This window comes from Amycolatopsis sp. NPDC034160 (assembly GCF_055575355.1).
Map to the genome: position 1 here is coordinate 215,347 of NZ_JBVISU010000006.1, position 17,574 is coordinate 232,920.

Consider the following 17,574-nt stretch of genomic DNA (forward strand, 5'->3'; position numbering starts at 1 on the left):
CGGCAGGGGCCGAATTCCGGGAACGGCCCGGACTGCAAGCAGGTCCAGACCGACTTCCTGATCCTCGCCGTCGAGCAGTGAGATGTTCAGCGGTCAGTCTTCGAACGCGTCGCCGACGCGCTGGTGTGGGCGTCCCTTGTCAGGAGGTCGTGGCTCGGAGGTAGGTCAGGACGGCGAGCACTCGCCGGTTGGTGTCCTCGGTCGGTGGCAGGTCGAGCTTGGCCAGAATGTTGCCTACGTGCTTGCCCACGGCTGCCTCGGTGATGATCAGCCTGGCCGCGATCGCGGCGTTCGAGCAGCCCTCGGCGACCAGGGTCAGCACCTCGTGCTCACGTGCCGAGAGCCGGGCCAAGGGGTCACGCCGACGGACCAGTAGCTGGCGGACCACTTGTGGGTCGACTACCGTGCCGCCCTCCATTACTCGGCGCAGTGTCGCGACGAAGTCCTCCACGTCGACGATCCGGTCCTTGAGCAGATATCCGACCCGCGCGCCGTCGCCGGAGTCCAACAGTTCGGCGGCGTAGCTGCGCTCCACGTACTGGCTCAGGGCGACGACCGCCAGTCTCGGATCGGCCCGGCGCAGCGCCACGGCGGCCCGCAGGCCCTCGTCGGTGAACGCCGGCGGCATCCGGATGTCCGTGACCACGAGGTTCGGCCGAGTTCGCTCGACCGCCAGTGTCAGCGCGTCCGCGTCGCCGACCTGCGCGAGTACCTCGAATCCGAATCGTTCCAACAGCCCGGCCAGCCCGGCCCGCAGCAGCACGCCGTCCTCCGCGAGCACGACTCGGATCAGTGGCACGGCAACTCCACGCGCACCACGGTCGGGCCACCCTGGGGACTGGACAGCAGCATCCGCCCGCCTACCACGGCCGTACGGTCCGCCAGTCCGGTCAACCCGGTGCCGCGTGCCGGATCGGCGCCGCCGACGCCGTTGTCGCTGACCTCCAGAACGAGTGTCCCGGCCTGATGGGATGCGGAGACGCCGGCAGCGGTCGCGTCGCTGTGTTTGGCCACGTTGGTCAACGCCTCCGCCACGACGAAGTACCCGATCGCCTCGACCGGGGCGGGCAGGCGGTCGGGCACATCGGTGCGCACGCTCACCGGGATGGGCGCACGGTCGGCCAATTCTCCCAAGGCCGCCGGGATGCCGCGGTCGGTGAGGACCCTGGGGTGGATGCCGCGGACCAGCTCGCGCAATTCGGTCATCAGCTCCTTGGCCTCGTCGTGCGCGGCAGTGACTTCCGCGTATGCGGGCGAATCGGGGGAAAGGTCCATTTTGGCCAGTCCGAGCCGGAGAGTGAGGCCGACGAGTCGCTGTTGCGCGCCGTCGTGCAGGTCACGCTCGACGCGGCGGCGTTCGGTCTCGAACAGGACCACCAGCCGGGCTCTTGATCGTGCGACCTCGACCAGCTCGGCGCGCAGCGGCCCGCTGTCATCGCGGAGGAGGACACGGGCCACCGCACCGTGCGCCGACGCCAGCAGGGCCACCGGGTACGGGGACAGCAGCAGGGCTACGCCGGCGGCCACGGCGTAAGGGATCGCCGCTTCCTGTGTGGTGACGGTGGTGAACCCGAGTGTCACTGGCGAAGTGCCGTCCACCAGGTAAGGCGACCCGACCAGCAGGGCAAGGAACAGCAGCAGACCACAGGTGGCGGCCGACAGCAGCGCACCGACGGTGACCAGCAGGACCAGGTACGCGACAGCTCGCCAGGTCGCGGAGTCGGCGTACTTGAGTGGTCCGCGCGGCGGCTCACCCATCGGTCGGCCGTCCACCAGCCGTAGCCGGCGTCGCTCCAGCCGGGCTACCGGAGCGGCCACCCAGGGCAACGCCGCGGTGAGCAGCAATCCGCCGATCAGCAAGAGCAGTAGCACCATCGTCCACGGCATCGGCGCCGGACGGCCCACCGCCGCCAGCAGCCACGGCGCGGCGGGTACCGCCAAGGGCATCAGCGCCACGAACGCGATCGTCGGCGTACCGAGCATGTGGGCGTACGCGCGCCACGGCCAGGCGCTGAAAAGGAACCGCCTGGTGGTAAGCGCTTCACGCACCGTTCGCGGTTCCCCTCTGATCACCCGAACAACCGTAATCCATCCGGCGGAGCGCGTCCCGCCCTTTCGCCATAGTCCGGAGGTAGGCCTAGTACTACCTCCGAGTGGCCCCTTGCTGTCAGTGACCGCGCCCGTATCCCGGTGATCTTGTTGGCACATGATGGTTGTCAAGGCCCGTGTGAGCGGGTTGGCGGTGTTCCTCGGCCTCGCGTTCGGCCTGGCGTGGCTGGGCATGATCGGCGCGTGGGCGCTCGGCTTCTCACTGGTGAACCCGTTGGTGCAGCTGCCTTTCGCGTTCGCGCCGGCGCTGGCCGCCTTCGTCGTGCGGCGGTGGGTGACCGGTGAGGGATTCGCGGACGCGGGGCTGCGGCTGCGGCTGCGCGAGGCGTGGCCGCAGTACCTCGTGGCCTGGCTGGGGCCGGCCGGTCTCGTCGCGGCCACCGCTGCCGTGGCCGTGCTGTTCGGTGCACGCCTGTCCCCGCTGGACGGCCAGGTGGGCGGTTTGCCCGGCTGGGCGCTGCTAGCGGTACTGCTGCTCGTCGTTCCGCTGCTCACCCCGGTCTACTGGGGTGAGGAGTTCGGGTGGACCAGCTACCTCCGCCAGCGGGTGTACCCCGGCCGCCCAGTGGCGGCGACGTGCGCGACCGGGCTGATCTGGGCGGTGTGGCATTACCCGCTCGCGTTCGTCGGATACATCGAGTTCGAGAACGTGGCGGTGGGCCTCGCGGTGTGGACGCTGTCATTCCTGTGTCAGGAGATTCTGCTGAGCTGGCTGCGGGTGCGCAGCGGCAGTGTGTGGACGGCGAGCCTCGCCCACGCCGGGAACAACATGGTGCTGGCCCTGCTGGTCGGCTTCCTGCTGGCGGAGGCGGACGTCACGGCCGTCACGGTGTTCACGACGATTCCGCTGGCGGTGCTCGCCGCCTGGGTGCTGGCCACCGGGAGGTTGCGACCGTGAACAGTCCTGCGGTAGAGCTGCGGCAGGTCAGCCGGCTGTACGGATCCAGAGCGAATGGCGTCGCGGCGTTGGACAGCGTGAACCTCGCCTGCCCGCCGGGAACCTGGACCGCGATCATGGGGCCTTCCGGCTCCGGTAAGTCCACCCTGCTGCACTGCGCCGCCGGACTGGACAAGGTCACCAGTGGCCGAGTGCTGCTGGCCGGCCAGGACATCACCACCGCACCGGACAACGTGCTCACCCACCTGCGCCGCCGCGTGATCGGCTTCGTATTCCAGAGCTTCAACCTGATCGGTTCGCTCACCGCCGAACAGAATGTGGCCTTCCCGCTGAAGACGGCCGGGGTGCGGGTGTCCAAGGACGAGGTGCACCAGGCGCTGGCCGATGTCGGGCTCGGCGACCGGGCCCGGCACAAGCCGCGAGAACTGTCCGGCGGCCAGCAGCAGCGGGTGGCCATCGCCCGCGCGATGATCTCCCGGCCCGCGGTGCTGTTCGCCGACGAGCCCACCGGTGCGCTGGACTCCGGCTCGACGAAGATCGTCCTGGAGCTGCTGCGCGCCATGGTGGCGCAGGCCGGGCAGAGCATCCTCATGGTGACCCACGACCCGGCAGTGGCGGCCGGCGCCGACACCGTGGTCTTTCTCGCGGACGGCCACATCGTGGACCGGGTGGACAGGCCGACCACGCACCTGGTCGCCGAGCGCCTCGCGCGGTTGGAGAGCTGAGCCATGGTGCGGCTGTCCTTCAGTACATTCCGCGAACGCTGGGAACTGGTCCTCGGCGCCATCCTCAGCGTGGCCGTCGGTGTGGCACTGGTGCAGGCTTCGATGCTGGTGCTGGTCGCCACGGGGGAAGCACGAATCCCGATGGGGTTGTCTCGCCAGGACGCGGACAAGGTCCGCGAGGGGTTCGTGGGAGCCGCGACGGTCATGGGCATGACCGCCTTCCTCGCCATGTTCCTCGCGGTGTTCATCGTCGGTTCCACGTTCGCCTACACCGTTGCTCAGCGTCGCCGAGAGCTCGCGCTGTTACGGCTGACCGGCGGTAGCCGCCACCAGTTGCGCGTGCTGCTGTTGTCCGAGTCACTGCTGCTGGGACTGGTGGGCGCGGCCTTGGGCGTGCCGTTCGGCGTGGGCGCCAAAGCCGCGCAGACCTGGCTGTTGATCGAGATAGGCCTGCTGCCGGGCGAATTCACCGCTGACTGGCAGCCATGGGCCGTGCTGGTGGCCGGTGTGGTGGGTGCCGGCGTGGCACTGGCCGGCGTTTTCGTCGCTTCGCTGCGGGCGGCGAAGATCCAGCCCCTCGAAGCACTGCGGGAGACCGGCGCGGCGTCCACCGTGATGACCGGCTCCCGCTGGCTGATCGGGCTGGCCTTCGCGGCCTGCACCGTCGCCATGGTGGTGTGGGCCCAGGGGGCAAACCTCATCGGCGCCATGCTGGCGGCGCTCGGAATCTCCATGTTCGGCGCGGTGGCGATGAGCATGCTCAGCCCGTTGGCGGTCCCGTTCATGGCTTGGCTCTTCGGCGCGGTGTTGCGCGGCAACACCCTCGCCGGGCTGGTGCGGGCCAACCTGCGGGACGCGGTGCGGCGCAGCGCGGCCACCGCGGCACCGCTGATCGTGCTTGTCTCGCTGCTGCTCGGGTTGGCGGGTACCTTCGCCTCATTGGCCGCGGCGGGCGGCGAGGAGGCCAAGCGTTCGGTGAACGCCCAGCTCGTAGTGATCTCCACCGGGACCGACGCGGACCGCATCGCGAAAATCGACGGGGTGGCGGTGGCCTCGACGCAGACCACTGTGGACATCACCGTCACCGTGGAGAAGACCCAGAACAAGCGGGTCATCAAAACGAACGTCCACTCGGGCATCGTCGCGGTGGACCCGGACGCCTACGCCCGCACGCACAACCTGCCAGCGGAGGTCGACCTCAGTGGACTCTCCGGCGACACGATCGTCACCGGTCCTGCCCGCCATGCCGACCGGATCCCGGTGGGCACGGTCATGGTGGTGGACGCGGCCGGACAGCCGCTCTTCCTCACAGTGGTCAGCCGGATGCCGGAGACCCTGGAGACGGGCGACAGCTTCCTCATCCCTCGGCAGACCTTGCCCACGGCGGTCCTGGAGAAGGGGACGACCGAGACGGTGGTGCGGGTCGCGGAAGGGCAGGACCCGGCTGTGGTGGCCCGCCGTATCGAGGACGCTGGTTTCACCCAGGTCCGAACAGTGTCCGACTGGGCTACGACGAGGGCCGAGAACGCGCAGGACGGCAACGTCAAGGTCCTCACCGTGCTGATGGGTCTCGCCTGTCTGTACGCCCTGATGGCCGTGATCAACTCGGTGGTCATCGCCGGTGCCGAACGGCGCAGGGAGTTCGCGGTGGCCCGGGTGGCCGGCCTGACCCGGCCGCAGGTGGTCCGGGCTGCGGTGATCGAATCAGTGGCCGTGGCGATCATCGGCCTGACGCTGGGTTGCCTGGTGGCAGGAGCCGCGCTCGCCGGAATCGGTGGCGCCACGAACAAGGCGGTGGGCACGGTGGTGGTGTCCGTCCCGTGGACCCTGCTGGCCTTCGTGACCTTCGGATCGGTGGTCGTCGTCGCCTTGACGAGTGGGATCACCGCCACCATGGCGACCAGGGAAGGGCCTGTGTCACTGATCGCGGCCCACGAATGACGAAGTTCTGCGGTGGCAGTCGGTGGTGTCGTGGTGGTCGATGTGGTGATGGATCAACTGGACGCGGACGGCTTCGTCGGGTGACGGCCCAGCCGCGGTCACCCGACTGTACGGATCAAGGTGTCACGCTCAGCAGGTGCGCCTTGAAACCCTCGCCATAGGTGCTGGTCGGAGTGCCGGCGTAGTCCTGGATGAGGACGTTGCCGCCGCCGCAGCCCCACGGGTTCCACGTCCACGCCGTGTAGCCGAGGCGGTGCGCGTCCAGCCACGCCGTCACCTGGTCCAGGTAGTCGTGCGCGCACGAATCCTGGCCGATCTCCCCGGCGTGCACCGGGACCTGCGCGGCGACCGCGCCGATCTGGCCGTCCCAGCAGGCGGAGGTCTTGCAGGCGTTGAAGTTGTACGAGTGCCACGACGCGACCACGTTGTTCAGCGGGTCGATCGGCCGGTACGTCAGCCACTGGGAGAGGTCGTTGGTCCAGGTGAGCCCGGCGGACATGACGACGTTCGTCGCGCCGGTCGCGCGGACCGCGTCGAGCAGGTCCTGCATCCCCGCCACCTCATAGCCGATGCCGGTGCACCGGCCGCCGTCGCGCAGGCAGCGCCACTCGTCGGCCGCGTTCGCCCAGTTGTCGGCCGCGTCCGGGTAGGGCTCGTTGAACAGGTCGAACACGACGGCGTCGTTGCCCTTGAACGCGGTGGCGACCTGAGCCCAGAACGCCGGCGTGTGCTGCATGCTCGGCATCGGTTTCTGGCAGGTGGCGTTGACGTCCGCACACGCCGACACGTTCCCGGTGTACTGCCCGTGTGTCCAGTGCAGGTCGAGGATCGGGTTGATGCCGTTGGCCACCAACAGGTTCACGTAGTCCTTGACCGCCTGCTGATAGGCGGGGCCGCTCGGCGAGCCGGACAAGCCCAGCCAGCAGTCCTCGTTCAGCGGAATGCGCACGGCGCGGATGTGCCAGGTCTTCATCGCGTCGACCGACGCCTGGTCGACCGGGCCGCTGTCCCACATGCCCTTGCCCTGCACACAGGCGAACTCGCCCCCGGCGCGGTTGACGCCCAGCAGCCGGTAGGCCTTGCCGTCGGCGGTCAACTGGTTCCCGGACACCTTCAACGCCGGTGCGGGCCCGCCCGCCGGCGGCTCGGTCGGCGGGACACCGGTGCAGGCAGCGCCGTTGACCGCGAACTCCGCCGGCGTGCCGTTGCTGCCGCTATAGGAGAAGTTCGCGCCTGGTCGGACACTGCCGCCGGCCGCGATGGTGCCGTTCCACGTCTCGTTCCGCACAGTGACCTGCTTGCCGGACTGGGACCAAAGGCCGTGCCAGCCCTGCTGAAGAGTCTGGTTGCCGGTGTAGGAATACGTCAGTGCCCAGCCGTCGACGACCGTGGTGCCGAGGTTCGCGATGGTCACGGAGACGCCGAAGCCCGAGCCCCAGTCCTTCGCGGTGTAGTCCACACGGCAGGCGAACGTCGCGGCCTCGGTACTCGCTCCGGAGACCGGCGCCGCCGACAGCGCCACGGCGGCGCAGGCGCTCGCCACGACGAGGAGTTTTCTTGCTCTCACACGCATGGACACTCCTTGTGCTCGGTAAAGCCGATCACCCTGGGAGCGCTCCCAGGGTGACGACGTTGACCGATCGGGGATGCCCTGTCAATTCCGGACGCGGCTCCAGGCGGGAATTCACCCACCCGCCGACCCGCGATTGAGCCGGGCGGGTCAATCGGTTCACGGCGCGGGCGGACGATGCCGGACCGGCCGCGGACGGCCAGTCACCCATAGGGTCACTTCTCGTGGCGCGATATCACGCTGGGTCGGCCATTTGGCCGATATGCACCCGGCCGATAAGCCGATCCAGCTGTGATCATCACCCCATAGCGTGACGACTGTCAGCAATTCGTCGTCCACAGGGAGTTCACGATAATGCTTCGCAAAACAGGCGTACTAATGGTGGGATTGGCCGTGGCGGGAGCGGTGCTGGCGCCAGGGATCGCCGCGGCGGCTGACGGGCCGACGCCCTATGTCATCGGCGGGCACGACGCCACCGAGGACTACTCGTTCATGGTCTCGTTGCAGCAGGACGGGAAGCATTTCTGCGGCGGCTCGCTGATCAGTGAGAACTGGGTGGTGACCGCGGCGCATTGCGTACAGGGTTCGCGGCCGGAACAGGTCAGGACGAGGATCGGGGCGCGTCAGCACAACAGCGGAGGCACCGAGACCGGGGTCAGCCGGATCATCGTGCACCCGGACTTCGCCAGGCAGAAGCCGCCAGGCGGCGACATCGCGCTGGTGCGGTTGGACAAACCGGTGACCGAGCAGCCGATCAAGATCGCCGAAGCCTTGGGCGGTGCGGGAACGGCGACCCGGATCCTCGGCTGGGGCGAGCACTGCGTCGAGCAGAACTGCGGCGCGCCGGAGATCCTCCAGGAGTTGGACACCAAGGTCATGCCGGCCGAGGATTGCCGCAATGTGGCGACAGGTAAGGAAATCTGCACCGGGACCGACACGCCGGACGCGATGGGCTGCTACGGCGACTCTGGTGGGCCGCAGATCAAGGGCAGGCCGGGCGAGTGGGAACTGGTCGGTACCACCAGCCGCGATGGTGACGCGGACCCGAAGTGCGCCAGCGGCCTGGGCATCTGGACCGATGTGACGGTCTACCGGGGTTGGATCGCCGAGCAGACGAGCCGCCCGTCAACCGTGGCGTGATGTCGAGCGTGTCGCGAAAGCGGATCGACGACTGTTATCGAGGGGTAAGGCAAAGTTGTCGTGGCCGACACCTCTGCGGTGCGTTCTGTCGAAGCTGCGGCCGCTGTTGCTCATGTCGCGCGTTGTAGCGGCGCCTCCGCAGTGTCACCTGGACGGGCTGACGACGGAACGCTGCCATGGGTGCTGATTCAGTCCCACGGCGGCGTTCCGTCATCAGGTCAGCCGTGGCCGATCTCGGTCCGGTGCCAGACGACCGGCGCGCCGCCTTCGTCGAGCGGCCCGTTCGCGGCGATTCCGGCGACCGCGCCGTCGTCACCGATGGCGTAGGCCGCTCCCACCCTGAAACCGTCGGGCAGCGGGAGTTTGGCTACCGAGCCGGGGCCTTGCCAGACCGCGGGGTGGCCATAGGACACTCCCGGCTCGGAGGTCAGCGCCCCGGCGATCAGTCCCGATCCGTTGATCAGCGATCCGGCGCTGGAGTCGGCCAGGCGTTCAGGAGAGGCGGCGGAGGTCCAACGGAAACCGGTCGAACCGTTGACCCCTTCCGCGTCGGCGCTGCCGACGACGGTCCCGTTCTTGATCGCCCGAGCCAGAGCGACGGTGTACCCGGCCGGGATGGCCAGCTTCTGTACTTCCCCGTTCCGCCAGGTGTAGGGCCTCCCGGCCGAGTTGAACAGCACGGTCCCGTCGGTATCGAGATCCGTAGGCCGGGCGTCTGCGTCGGTCGGGATCACGATCGGACCGACGCCTAGCGACGGCCACACCACGGTCACGTGGTCGTCCGGCTTCTCCGTCGAAGCCGTACCGAGGATGTCGCCGCGATCGTTGAGTGCCACGGCCCACGTTCCCTTGTACCCGGCGGGCACCGGGACCTCGTGGAAACCTTGATCGTCCAGCACGAAGGTGCGTGACCCGCTCATTCCATTGGCCTCCAGGAGCACGGTCCCGGCGCTGTTCTGGTCGATCACGTGCGCGTCCAGGTAGCCGGCCGGAACGCCGCGTACCGACACCTTCCCATCCCGCCAGGTGACCACCTGGTTGTGACCGTCGAGGGCGAGTTCGCCGGCGTAGCCTCCCTTTCCGTCGGTGCCGAACACGAAACCCGCCGTACCCGGGTGTCCCGTGGGCAACGGCAGGAGCGTCGCCTGCCAGCCAGGTGCCGCCTGTGCCGAAACCGCCCCCAGCGCCGTGGTCATGACCGCGACGCTGACCAGGACGCCCGCTCGTAGCGTTGTCCGAATGCTCATGGCTCTCCCCATTCTTCCCCGACCTGTCTGCAACACGCGGCCGTGGCCGGATAGGTTGCCCAAGGCGACCGCGCCGTCGTCACGTGAAGCTCGTTTTCTTCAACGATCCGACGCTGATCGACGAAGGCCTGACGACCAGCTATCCGAATCACGACAACCATCTGCATGTCCGCTACTGCGAAACGGTGCATTCGAACAACCTGTATGTCTGCTGAACCGGATTGTCGCCGGCGTCACGCACCGGGCGGCCTGCCCTCGCCCGGTGTCGGCTCGGCGGGTGCCGGCGGCACATCCGCGGTGCTCGACTCCCCGGGGGCGGACCGATAGGCGTCCAGTGCGGTCAGTTCTGGATGAAACCCCGTGCGGACCAGGGCACTGACGAGGCGCCACATGACACGCTCGTCGTCGATCCCTTGGGGGAGTCGGAGTCCGAGTGCGGTGGCCAGGGGGTGCCGGCCGAGGTTGACCATCGCCCGGACCGCGCCGGCCCATTCGTCGGTGGCGACGACGGCCAGCCGGTACCAGATGACGGTCAGCGGCAGCAGGACCGCGATCGTCGCGACGACCAGCCGGGGGTGGACGGCGGTGCCGACGGCGAGGTCCACGGCGGCGGCCACGACGACGAGCAGGTGGCCGTAAAGCAGGCTGATGAAGAAGTCGACGTTCATCCGGGCGTCGTCGATCTGCTTGCGCGCCGGTTCGGGCACGGCGGCCTTGAGTTCGTGCCAGAGAACTTGCGAGTCCAGGCGGTACCGATTGTGCCCGTACTCCTCGAACCGGCGGATCGCATTGCCCAGCCGAGTTGGGGCGACCTGCTGATCGTCGACGGGGTAGCGGTGCAGCCGCTCGTCGAGCACGGCTGCCCAGACCGCGCCCTTACCGACGTCCTTGTCGAGGTAGCGTCCGATGATCGTATGGGCGCGGAAGGCGGTGAGCGCGGACCGGTCGGCGTCCGGCAGGCTGCCCGCGCGTGCCCGTCCGGCCAGGGTCACGGCGTCCACGCGATTGCGCAGCAGGTGTTTGCGGGCCAAGTGGCGCCGGCGGCGAGCCTGGGCCAGTCGCCTCGGCCAGCCGAGATAGCCCTCGAGAATGCGATAGAGCGGGGTTTGCAGGGCGGCCAGGACCAGCCCGAGCACCGCGGTGGCGACCAGGCCGAAGATCGCCGCCCGGGTCGCCTCGGTGCCGAGCGCGCCGAATCTGCTGATCTTCGGCGCCACCACGAAGCCGAAGATCACCACGTTGATCAAGCTGGGCAGCACCCAGCCGACCAGCAGTGCGCGCCCACCACTGAGGGCGCTCTGGACTATCCCGGTCAACGGCTACCGCGTTTCCGGCCGAGACGCAGCACCCGGCGCAGCCACGGCTCACGAAGATCGTCGTAGGGCAGGGGAATCCCGGAATCCGCGCTTGCCCCCGCCGTGTCCGGCGCCGGTTTCGGCTCGCCGTCGGGCGGCTCCGACGCGACGAAGGCCAGCGCACGGTCACCGAGCATCCTTTCCCGCTCTTCTCCCAACGAGATCCTTTCGTAGGAGTGCCCCCTGCCAGGGCTGTGGTCATAGTCGTGGAACCCCGGACCGGGCGGACGGCTCCCGATCCGGCCTGACGGCCCGTCGTCCTGGGCCATTCCCTTGTCCTTGTCCATGTCATCGGCACCTTGGGTTCGGGAGGAAGTGGTCTTGTCGGGGCGCTCGAGCTGAAACCGCGCGAGTCGAGAGCCGGCCAGAAGCAGCAGGTCCTCGACGGACCGGCCGGTGCCGATGAACGGGCCGGCCGCGCGGTCGGACAGCTCCAGGACCGCGCCGAGGGCAACGCGTGGATCGGGGAAGCCGGAGGCCAGCTCGCCCCAATCGGCCAAGACCGGCTGCACGCCGCCGTTGAACTCCTCCATCACGCCCTTCAGCACCGCGCGGCTCTCCTGGCGCTGCTCGAAGTCGGGTCCGATCTGCCATCCGGACCGCATGCAGATGTCCCGCCGGTCCATCTCCCACTTGTAGCTCGCCCGGGCGATCGCCTCCCGCGCCGCCTGGACAGCTCGCTCGGCCTCGTCCATTCGAGGGCGGCCGACGCGGTAAGCGGCGGCGTCGAGGTTGTGCGTGACGAGCCACAGCAGCTCGTCGACTTCCCGCTTGGTGCTGCCGGTGAAGGAACCGGTGGCAGTCTTGACAGCTTGACGGTACGCACCGAGAGCGGCGCGCAGATGGGAGGAGATTTCCGTGTCACGGGAGGCCAACTCGGTCCACTGCGTCAGGACAGGCTTCACACCGGCTTCGAGTGTGGTCATCCTGTCGCTCATTTCGGCACCTGCGCGCTCCACCCGATCGGCCCCCCACCAAGATTGGTACTGGGGCACGTTCGCGCGAATCTCTCTTGCGCCACGGGAAACGGCGTCCTGCGCTGTCCGGATAGTCCGCGCTGCCTCATCCATGGCACCCGACCGTACTCAGCCGTGGGCCGGATGACTGTTCGGTGGCAACTACCTGCAGCGCCTACGGTTTCAGGGCCAGGTCAGCTCGCCGTCGGTGATGACGGGATGCCGTTCGCGATAAGGCGGTTCACGGTCGTGCACGTAATTGTCGAGATGTTCGGCGATCTCGTCGAGGAGCTCGGTCACGCAAGTCCACTCGGACCGGTAGATCCCTTCGCTGGCGTACCACTCCATGACAAAGCCGTGGTCTTCACCCGGCCGGAGATCGACGCACAGCAGGCCTCCGTCGATCGCCCGGCCGATGGGGAGGACCGCGGTGCAGAAGGGAAATCCGTGCTGACCGGCCTGCTTGTGGTGTGTCCCTTCGGGAGTACAGCAGTCAGGGTCGGGATGTTGCGACTGCCTGCCGTACTCGTCCTCGGCCCGTGCCACCGGCAGAGGCAGGTAGCCCTTCGGGATCAGGTACCCCGCTCGGTTCCCGCTGCCGTGATCACGCTGGTCGTCGACGCCGTCCATCGCGGCCCACCAGGCGACCAGTTCGGGTGGCAGTTCGAGGCCGACCCGATCCCGCAGGCGTCCGACGGCTGTGGTCGGTGCCGGAGGCCGGATCTCCCGCGCGGTGGCCGGTGCGTGTTCGGAGAGCAAGGCCGTGATCCGCTGCCAGGTCTGTTCCACCGTCGTGCCCATCAGCGCCCCCTTTTCTCGATGAGCCACCGTAGCGAAAGTCGGCTCGCGGAGCACTCAAGAGGCTGCTTCCGTATCGAGGGATTCGAGGAACTCGCGCACCACGTCGGACTCTTCACCGTCGAGTTCGACGAAGATGTTCAACGCTTGGAGTGCGTATTCCCTGGCCGGGTCGCGCCGGTTCCTGCGGTGGTGCAGTTCCGCGGTCCCCAGCAGGGCGTGGGCTTCGTGATACCGATCGCCCAGTCTCGTGCACAGCTTGAGTGTCGCTTCGTATTCGCGCATCGCCGTCGTCATGTCACCCATATCCCGGTATGCGTGTGCGACGTTGACCATCATGTTGGCCTCGAGCAGGACAGCGTCGCAGGCGCGGGCGGCTTCCAGGCCGATTTCGGCGTAGGGCAACGCCTGTTCCGGTTGCCCGGACTCGACGTACAGTTCGCAGAGGGCGTCGATACTGCCGGCCTTCTGGTAGTCCGATGATTCGGGCTTCGCCAGCTGGACCGCCTCGCGGGCGTAGGCGATGCCCTCTTCGTACCGTTTCATTTCGCGCAGCGTGGAGGCCAGATTGGCCAACATGCTGGAATGCAGGTGATCGTTGTCGATCTCGCGGACCGCCGCGAGCCCGCGTTCCAGATACTCCACGGCGACTTCGTTACGGCCGAGCCGGGAGTTTCCGATGCCCAGGAACATCAGAATCCGGGCCCGGGGTCCGGGTTCGGGCAGCTTTTCGGTGGAGGCCAGTGCGATGGTGAGGACCTGGATCCATTCCGACATCAGGCCCGTCGAGTAGAAACTGTTGTAGGTGCACCAGGCCAGTTGCCAGACGATCTCGTGTTCACCGAGTTCCGCCGCGTGTTCGATCAGGGCGACCACGTTCTTGGTCTCGTCTTCGTACCAGCTCAACGCCGACTCCCGGGTCTCGAACTCCGGCAACGCATGAGTCGTCCACGGAATCTGGAGGGAAGGCAGCGGATAGTCCTTGATCAGGCGGCTCAGTGCCACGCGCATGGCGTGCAGGTACCAGATCATCAGCTCGCGGCTCGCTTCACGGCGCGTCGCCGGAGGCTCTTCGCTGTTCACCATTTCGCCGGCGTAGACCTTGATGAGGTCGTGGAATCCGTACCGGTTCCCGTCGGGTTCGAGCAGGTGCTGTTCGCTCAAGGTGCGGAGGAGTTCTTCGGTTTCGGCGACGGGACGGTCGATCAGGGCGGCGGCCGCCTGGGCCCCGATGCTCGGGGCCCGTACCAGGCCCAGCAGACGGAAGGCCCTGGCCAGTTCGGTGTCGAGGGTCGTGTAGGACCACGAGATGACACTGCGCACGGAGGTCATCTCGTCGTCGTCGACATGGAGGTTGTCCAGCCGGTCCTGTGCGGCGTGCAGGTTCTCGACGAGTTCACGCAGGCTCGTGTCCGGCCTTCCCGAGATCTTTTCGGCCGCGACCCGCAGGGCCAGAGGAAGACGACCGCACAACCGCACGAGTTCGGCCGCCTCGGACAGCTCGTCGTCGATTCGCCGGCTGCCGATCGTGTTGCGCAGAAGATCGAGCGCTTCGGCCTCCGTGAGGAGACCCAGGGTCAGCCGGCGTGCCCCGTCCCTGGCGACCAGGCCACTGAGCCGGTTGCGGCTGGTGACGAGCACCAGACTGTTCGACGTACCCGGCAGCAGATCGCGTACCTGCTCCGTCGACACCGCGTTGTCCAGCAGGATCAGTACTCGTTTGTCGGAGAGCAGGGTCCGGTACATCGAGGCCAGCGCGTCCGGTTGGGACCGTTGGCGTGCGCTGCCCAAAGCCCAGAGCAGATGACCGAGCGCGTCGTCGGTGCTGAGCGGTGCGCGATCGGGGTCGAAACCGCGAAGGTCCAGGTACAGCTGACCGTCCGGGTAGCTGTCGACGACGGTCCTGGCGAACCGTACCGCGAGGGTGGTCTTGCCGATTCCTCCCGCGCCGTCGATCGCCGAGATGACGAGGGCCTTGCCGCTCGCCCGCGTCGCCGAGCACCACCGCGCCAGCTGTTCGAGCTCATCGGTGCGGCCGACGAAGTCCGGCGCCTCGTGCGGGAGCTGCGCGGGGACCCGGGAACGTGCCTGCGCCGATGCCTCCGCCGGCGCGTCCAGTCCCGGTTCGGAGCGCAGCATGCGCAAATGCAGATCCGTGAGCGCCGCGCCGGGGTCGAGGCCGAGTTCGTCGGCGAACAAGCGGCGCGCGGCCTCGAATTCGGCCAGCGCGTCCGCGCGCCTGCCGCTCCGATAGAGGGCCAGCATGAGCTGCGCTCGCAGTCCTTCACGGAAAGGTTCGGCTTCGACGGCTTCGCCGAGCTCCGCCACCAGTTCACGATGCCTGCCGGCGGCGAGCATGAGTTCCGCTCGCTCTTCGACAAGCTGGTAGCGCAGTTCCGACAGGCGGGTTCGTTCCGAATCCGCGAACGGCCCCGGCAGGCCGGACAGCGGAATACCCCGCCACAGCGCGAGACACTGACCGATCAGGTCGGCCGACGCCGACTTCTCTCCCGCTCGCGCCAGCCCACGTGCGTCAGCGAGCTTGGACTCGACCACGGACACGTCGAGTTCCTGCGGGCCGAGGACGAGTTTGTAGCCCGCTCCTGAACGCGTGAGCACGACCTCGCCCGCGACGGCCAGCGCACGGCGCAGGCCGTGGATGTAGGTGTGCACACTGCCTTCGACGGAAGCCGGCGCCGCATCGCCCCAAACACCGTCGATGAGTTGCGCCCGCGAAACCGTCTGGTTGGCACGCAACGCGAGAATGGCGAGAACGGCTCGCTGCCGGGGAGGCCCCAGAGCGATCTCCTCTTCTCCCGCGCGGGCCTTCACCTCACCTAATAGCTCTACCCACATGATCTTCTCAACACCGGCCACGACACTCCAACCTCCAGCCGGGACCAGAATCGCGCACTCCGGGTGACCAGGCGTGCCGGAGCCGGGCCTGTCTGCCCTTTCTTACCCTGGATTCTGGATTTTTGTTCGGTGGTGGCTCTGTCGGCGAGAGCGCTTGCTCGCCTGGTACCGGTCTCGGGGGCTGATCGTCCAGTCGTCTGGTGAAGAAAGAATGAAGACCTTCGTCACAAGCTGAGGCAATGGAAAAATGACCCAGCTGGGACGGTGATCGTGATGACCGGTATCCGAATCGAATTGAGCCGGCGAGAGCGGGCGATACTGCGGGCCGTCGCGGCCGGGCGTGGTGTCCTCATCGCCAGTTGCGAGCCGGCCCTCACGATCGACGGCTGCTGGTGCGACCACGCCGCGGTGCACAATCTCGTCGAAGCAGGTCTCATCGAGGAAGAACGGCAGGTGGCGTACGGTCTGGCGACACCCGCGGTGATCACGAGAGCGGGAGAAGCCGCGCTTGCCGAAGCCGCGGTGAACATCGAGTCGCTGTCGTGAGTGGCACGCCGACCGGGCTTTCCCTGCGCCTGACTTGCGTGAGGGTGTCGGTTCAGCGGATGCCGGGATCGACGACGGAGGATCGGGGACGTTGAGTGTCCCCGATCCTGACGTTGCTCAACGTCAGGTCGGTCGCGACCGCCGGCAGGGCTCCGGGTGGGGAAGATTTCGGACGTTCAACGGCCGGAATCTTCCCCGATCATCCGGGTTGCCGGGATCCACGATGAAGGAATCGGGACACTCGACGTCCCGATTCCTTCATCGTCGCGAGCTCATCACACCCCGGCCAGGATCGGCCCGTCCTTGACGATCCACAAAGGACACTTTCGGCGATCATGGCGCTCGTTTCAGGCGGTTGGCACGGTTTCGCGAGGGGGTCGTGAGTGATTTGGGTCGTTCCATAGGGGGTAAGGCAGACGTGGCGTGTTCGGGCGGGATGGTGGTTTGGGTGACGTGGCGCCGTACTCGCGTGCTTGGAGCCGTATCTCGCGTGCTTGGAGGCGTATCACCCGAGTGCGGGGTCCAGGCACGCGAGTTACGTCTCTGAGCACGCGCGTTACGCCTTCGCCCTGCCCCTCACCCCGACGAACAAGCCCGCCCGCAACCACGACACCTTTGCCTCACCCCTCAATAACCCGAATCGCCACTCACGACGCGCTCTCGACTTTGCCGCGACCCTGAGTCTGTGCTCTGGCCTTGCGCATGGCCTCGATCGCCGGTTCCAGCGCGGCGGAGGAGGACGACCCGGCGAGGAGGGGTGAAGTTCGCCCACGCGAAACCGTCCGAGCCTGAACGGGAGCGGGATGTACCGGTGCCGGCCGTCGCAGATTCGCGAGCAGGGCCGGAGTGGGTTTGACGGTGACCGTGACGGCAGGTCCGGCGGCGGGGGAGACCTGGTGCCGGTCTTCGGGGCGTGGGTGCGGGCCCGGAGGGGTGAGGGCACTCGAGCCGGTGCGTTGGAGGCGAAGGGACGCGGTCAGTTCGCGAATGGCCGTGAGCGTGTCCGGATGTACGATCTGACGTTTTCGTCGAATGGGCGACGGCGGATTCTTCCGGCGTTCCTCGATGGTCGTCACGGTGACTTCCGACCTGCCGTGACGGCTCGGGGCGTATTCGGCCGAAGAACGCTGATACTTCCGTCCCGCGCCGAAGGGCCTGAGTCGCATCAGCCGGTTCAGCCCGGCGTCGACCACGTCCTCGACGTCGTGTTCGGGACACGTACCGCGCCAGGCGCATCCGTTGATGGCGCAACGGCGTAGGTGATCGCATGATGCGCTGGTTTCCGTGGCCATACCCCACGGTACGACGGAAGTGCGGCCCTTAGCCCGACCGTGGTCCGAACGGTCCGCAACGGTGCCCTTTTTTCGGTGCTTCGTGCGCATTTCGCCCCGCACCGGCAGGGCTTCCCGGAAGCGGTCTTCCGAGATTTCCGA

14 protein-coding genes are annotated in these 17,574 nt (G+C 67.7%); 6 read left to right on the forward strand and 8 right to left on the reverse strand.

Features of this window, described 5'->3' with window-relative positions:
* Positions 1–139: 139 nt before the first annotated feature.
* A complete protein-coding gene (locus ACZ54P_RS16105; RefSeq protein WP_465462353.1) occupies positions 140–790 on the reverse strand; it encodes a response regulator in 651 nt (216 codons plus the stop codon).
* Positions 790–2,049, reverse strand: a complete 1,260-nt coding sequence (locus ACZ54P_RS16110; RefSeq protein WP_465462299.1) for a sensor histidine kinase — start codon at positions 2,047–2,049, stop codon at positions 790–792. Before ACZ54P_RS16110 ends, ACZ54P_RS16105 begins: the two co-directional genes overlap by 1 nt.
* Positions 2,050–2,206: 157 nt before the next feature.
* Between ACZ54P_RS16110 and ACZ54P_RS16115 the strand changes: the two genes are divergently transcribed.
* The 3 genes from ACZ54P_RS16115 to ACZ54P_RS16125 are packed head-to-tail and all read left to right on the forward strand — an operon-like array spanning position 2,207 to position 5,673.
* On the forward strand, positions 2,207–3,007 hold the full coding sequence (locus tag ACZ54P_RS16115; RefSeq protein ID WP_465462300.1) for a CPBP family intramembrane glutamic endopeptidase: 801 nt from the start codon (positions 2,207–2,209) through the stop codon (positions 3,005–3,007).
* Positions 3,004–3,732, forward strand: a complete 729-nt coding sequence (locus tag ACZ54P_RS16120) for an ABC transporter ATP-binding protein (RefSeq protein ID WP_465462301.1) — start codon at positions 3,004–3,006, stop codon at positions 3,730–3,732. The genes ACZ54P_RS16115 and ACZ54P_RS16120 overlap by 4 nt, the downstream gene beginning before the upstream one ends.
* 3 nt (positions 3,733–3,735) lie before the next feature.
* On the forward strand, positions 3,736–5,673 hold the full coding sequence (locus ACZ54P_RS16125) for an FtsX-like permease family protein (RefSeq protein WP_465462302.1): 1,938 nt from the start codon (positions 3,736–3,738) through the stop codon (positions 5,671–5,673).
* Between the two features lie 115 nt (positions 5,674–5,788).
* On the opposite strand, the gene ACZ54P_RS16130 is transcribed toward ACZ54P_RS16125, so the two are convergent.
* Entirely contained in the window at positions 5,789–7,246 is a 1,458-nt protein-coding gene (locus ACZ54P_RS16130) for a cellulase family glycosylhydrolase (protein WP_465462303.1), read from the reverse strand.
* 351 nt (positions 7,247–7,597) lie between these two features.
* Here ACZ54P_RS16130 and ACZ54P_RS16135 point away from each other — a divergent pair, with 351 nt between their 5' ends.
* Positions 7,598–8,383 (forward strand): S1 family peptidase, encoded by a 786-nt coding sequence (locus ACZ54P_RS16135; protein WP_465462304.1) that lies wholly within the window; start codon positions 7,598–7,600, stop codon positions 8,381–8,383.
* Between the two features lie 218 nt (positions 8,384–8,601).
* Here ACZ54P_RS16135 and ACZ54P_RS16140 read toward each other — a convergent pair whose 3' ends face one another.
* Positions 8,602–9,630: a hypothetical protein gene (locus tag ACZ54P_RS16140; RefSeq protein WP_465462305.1), complete on the reverse strand. Its 1,029-nt coding sequence runs from the start codon at positions 9,628–9,630 to the stop codon at positions 8,602–8,604.
* Positions 9,631–9,713: 83 nt separating this feature from the next.
* Between ACZ54P_RS16140 and ACZ54P_RS16145 the strand changes: the two genes are divergently transcribed.
* Positions 9,714–9,845, forward strand: coding sequence for a hypothetical protein (locus ACZ54P_RS16145; protein ID WP_465462306.1), 132 nt, complete (start codon positions 9,714–9,716; stop codon positions 9,843–9,845).
* A gap of 18 nt (positions 9,846–9,863) precedes the next feature.
* On the opposite strand, the gene ACZ54P_RS16150 is transcribed toward ACZ54P_RS16145, so the two are convergent.
* The 4 genes from ACZ54P_RS16150 to ACZ54P_RS16165 form a co-directional block, all read right to left on the reverse strand.
* Positions 9,864–10,946 (reverse strand): hypothetical protein, encoded by a 1,083-nt coding sequence (locus ACZ54P_RS16150; protein WP_465462307.1) that lies wholly within the window; start codon positions 10,944–10,946, stop codon positions 9,864–9,866.
* On the reverse strand, positions 10,943–11,923 hold the full coding sequence (locus ACZ54P_RS16155; RefSeq protein WP_465462308.1) for a hypothetical protein: 981 nt from the start codon (positions 11,921–11,923) through the stop codon (positions 10,943–10,945). The genes ACZ54P_RS16150 and ACZ54P_RS16155 overlap by 4 nt, the downstream gene beginning before the upstream one ends.
* A gap of 201 nt (positions 11,924–12,124) precedes the next feature.
* On the reverse strand, positions 12,125–12,742 hold the full coding sequence (locus ACZ54P_RS16160) for an SMI1/KNR4 family protein (RefSeq protein WP_465462309.1): 618 nt from the start codon (positions 12,740–12,742) through the stop codon (positions 12,125–12,127).
* A 54-nt stretch (positions 12,743–12,796) separates the two neighbouring features.
* Positions 12,797–15,616 carry an AfsR/SARP family transcriptional regulator gene (locus tag ACZ54P_RS16165; RefSeq protein WP_465462310.1) on the reverse strand — a complete coding sequence of 940 codons (2,820 nt, stop codon included), beginning with the start codon at positions 15,614–15,616 and terminating at the stop codon, positions 12,797–12,799.
* Between the two features lie 252 nt (positions 15,617–15,868).
* On the opposite strand from ACZ54P_RS16165, the gene ACZ54P_RS16170 reads away from it, so the two are divergent.
* Entirely contained in the window at positions 15,869–16,141 is a 273-nt protein-coding gene (locus tag ACZ54P_RS16170; RefSeq protein WP_465462311.1) for a hypothetical protein, read from the forward strand.
* Positions 16,142–17,574 lie beyond the last annotated feature (1,433 nt).

What these genes read in the sequence shown, in the direction of transcription:
- ACZ54P_RS16115 (WP_465462300.1), top strand. Translation starts at nt 2,207, where the DNA reads ATGATGGTTGTCAAGGCCCGTGTGAGCGGGTTGGCGGTGTTCCTCGGC.
- ACZ54P_RS16125 (WP_465462302.1), top strand. Translation starts at nt 3,736, where the DNA reads ATGGTGCGGCTGTCCTTCAGTACATTCCGCGAACGCTGGGAACTGGTC.
- ACZ54P_RS16130 (WP_465462303.1), bottom strand. Translation starts at nt 7,246, where the DNA reads ATGCGTGTGAGAGCAAGAAAACTCCTCGTCGTGGCGAGCGCCTGCGCC.
- ACZ54P_RS16135 (WP_465462304.1), top strand. Translation starts at nt 7,598, where the DNA reads ATGCTTCGCAAAACAGGCGTACTAATGGTGGGATTGGCCGTGGCGGGA.
- ACZ54P_RS16140 (WP_465462305.1), bottom strand. Translation starts at nt 9,630, where the DNA reads ATGAGCATTCGGACAACGCTACGAGCGGGCGTCCTGGTCAGCGTCGCG.
- ACZ54P_RS16155 (WP_465462308.1), bottom strand. Translation starts at nt 11,923, where the DNA reads ATGAGCGACAGGATGACCACACTCGAAGCCGGTGTGAAGCCTGTCCTG.
- ACZ54P_RS16160 (WP_465462309.1), bottom strand. Translation starts at nt 12,742, where the DNA reads ATGGGCACGACGGTGGAACAGACCTGGCAGCGGATCACGGCCTTGCTC.
- ACZ54P_RS16170 (WP_465462311.1), top strand. Translation starts at nt 15,869, where the DNA reads ATGACCGGTATCCGAATCGAATTGAGCCGGCGAGAGCGGGCGATACTG.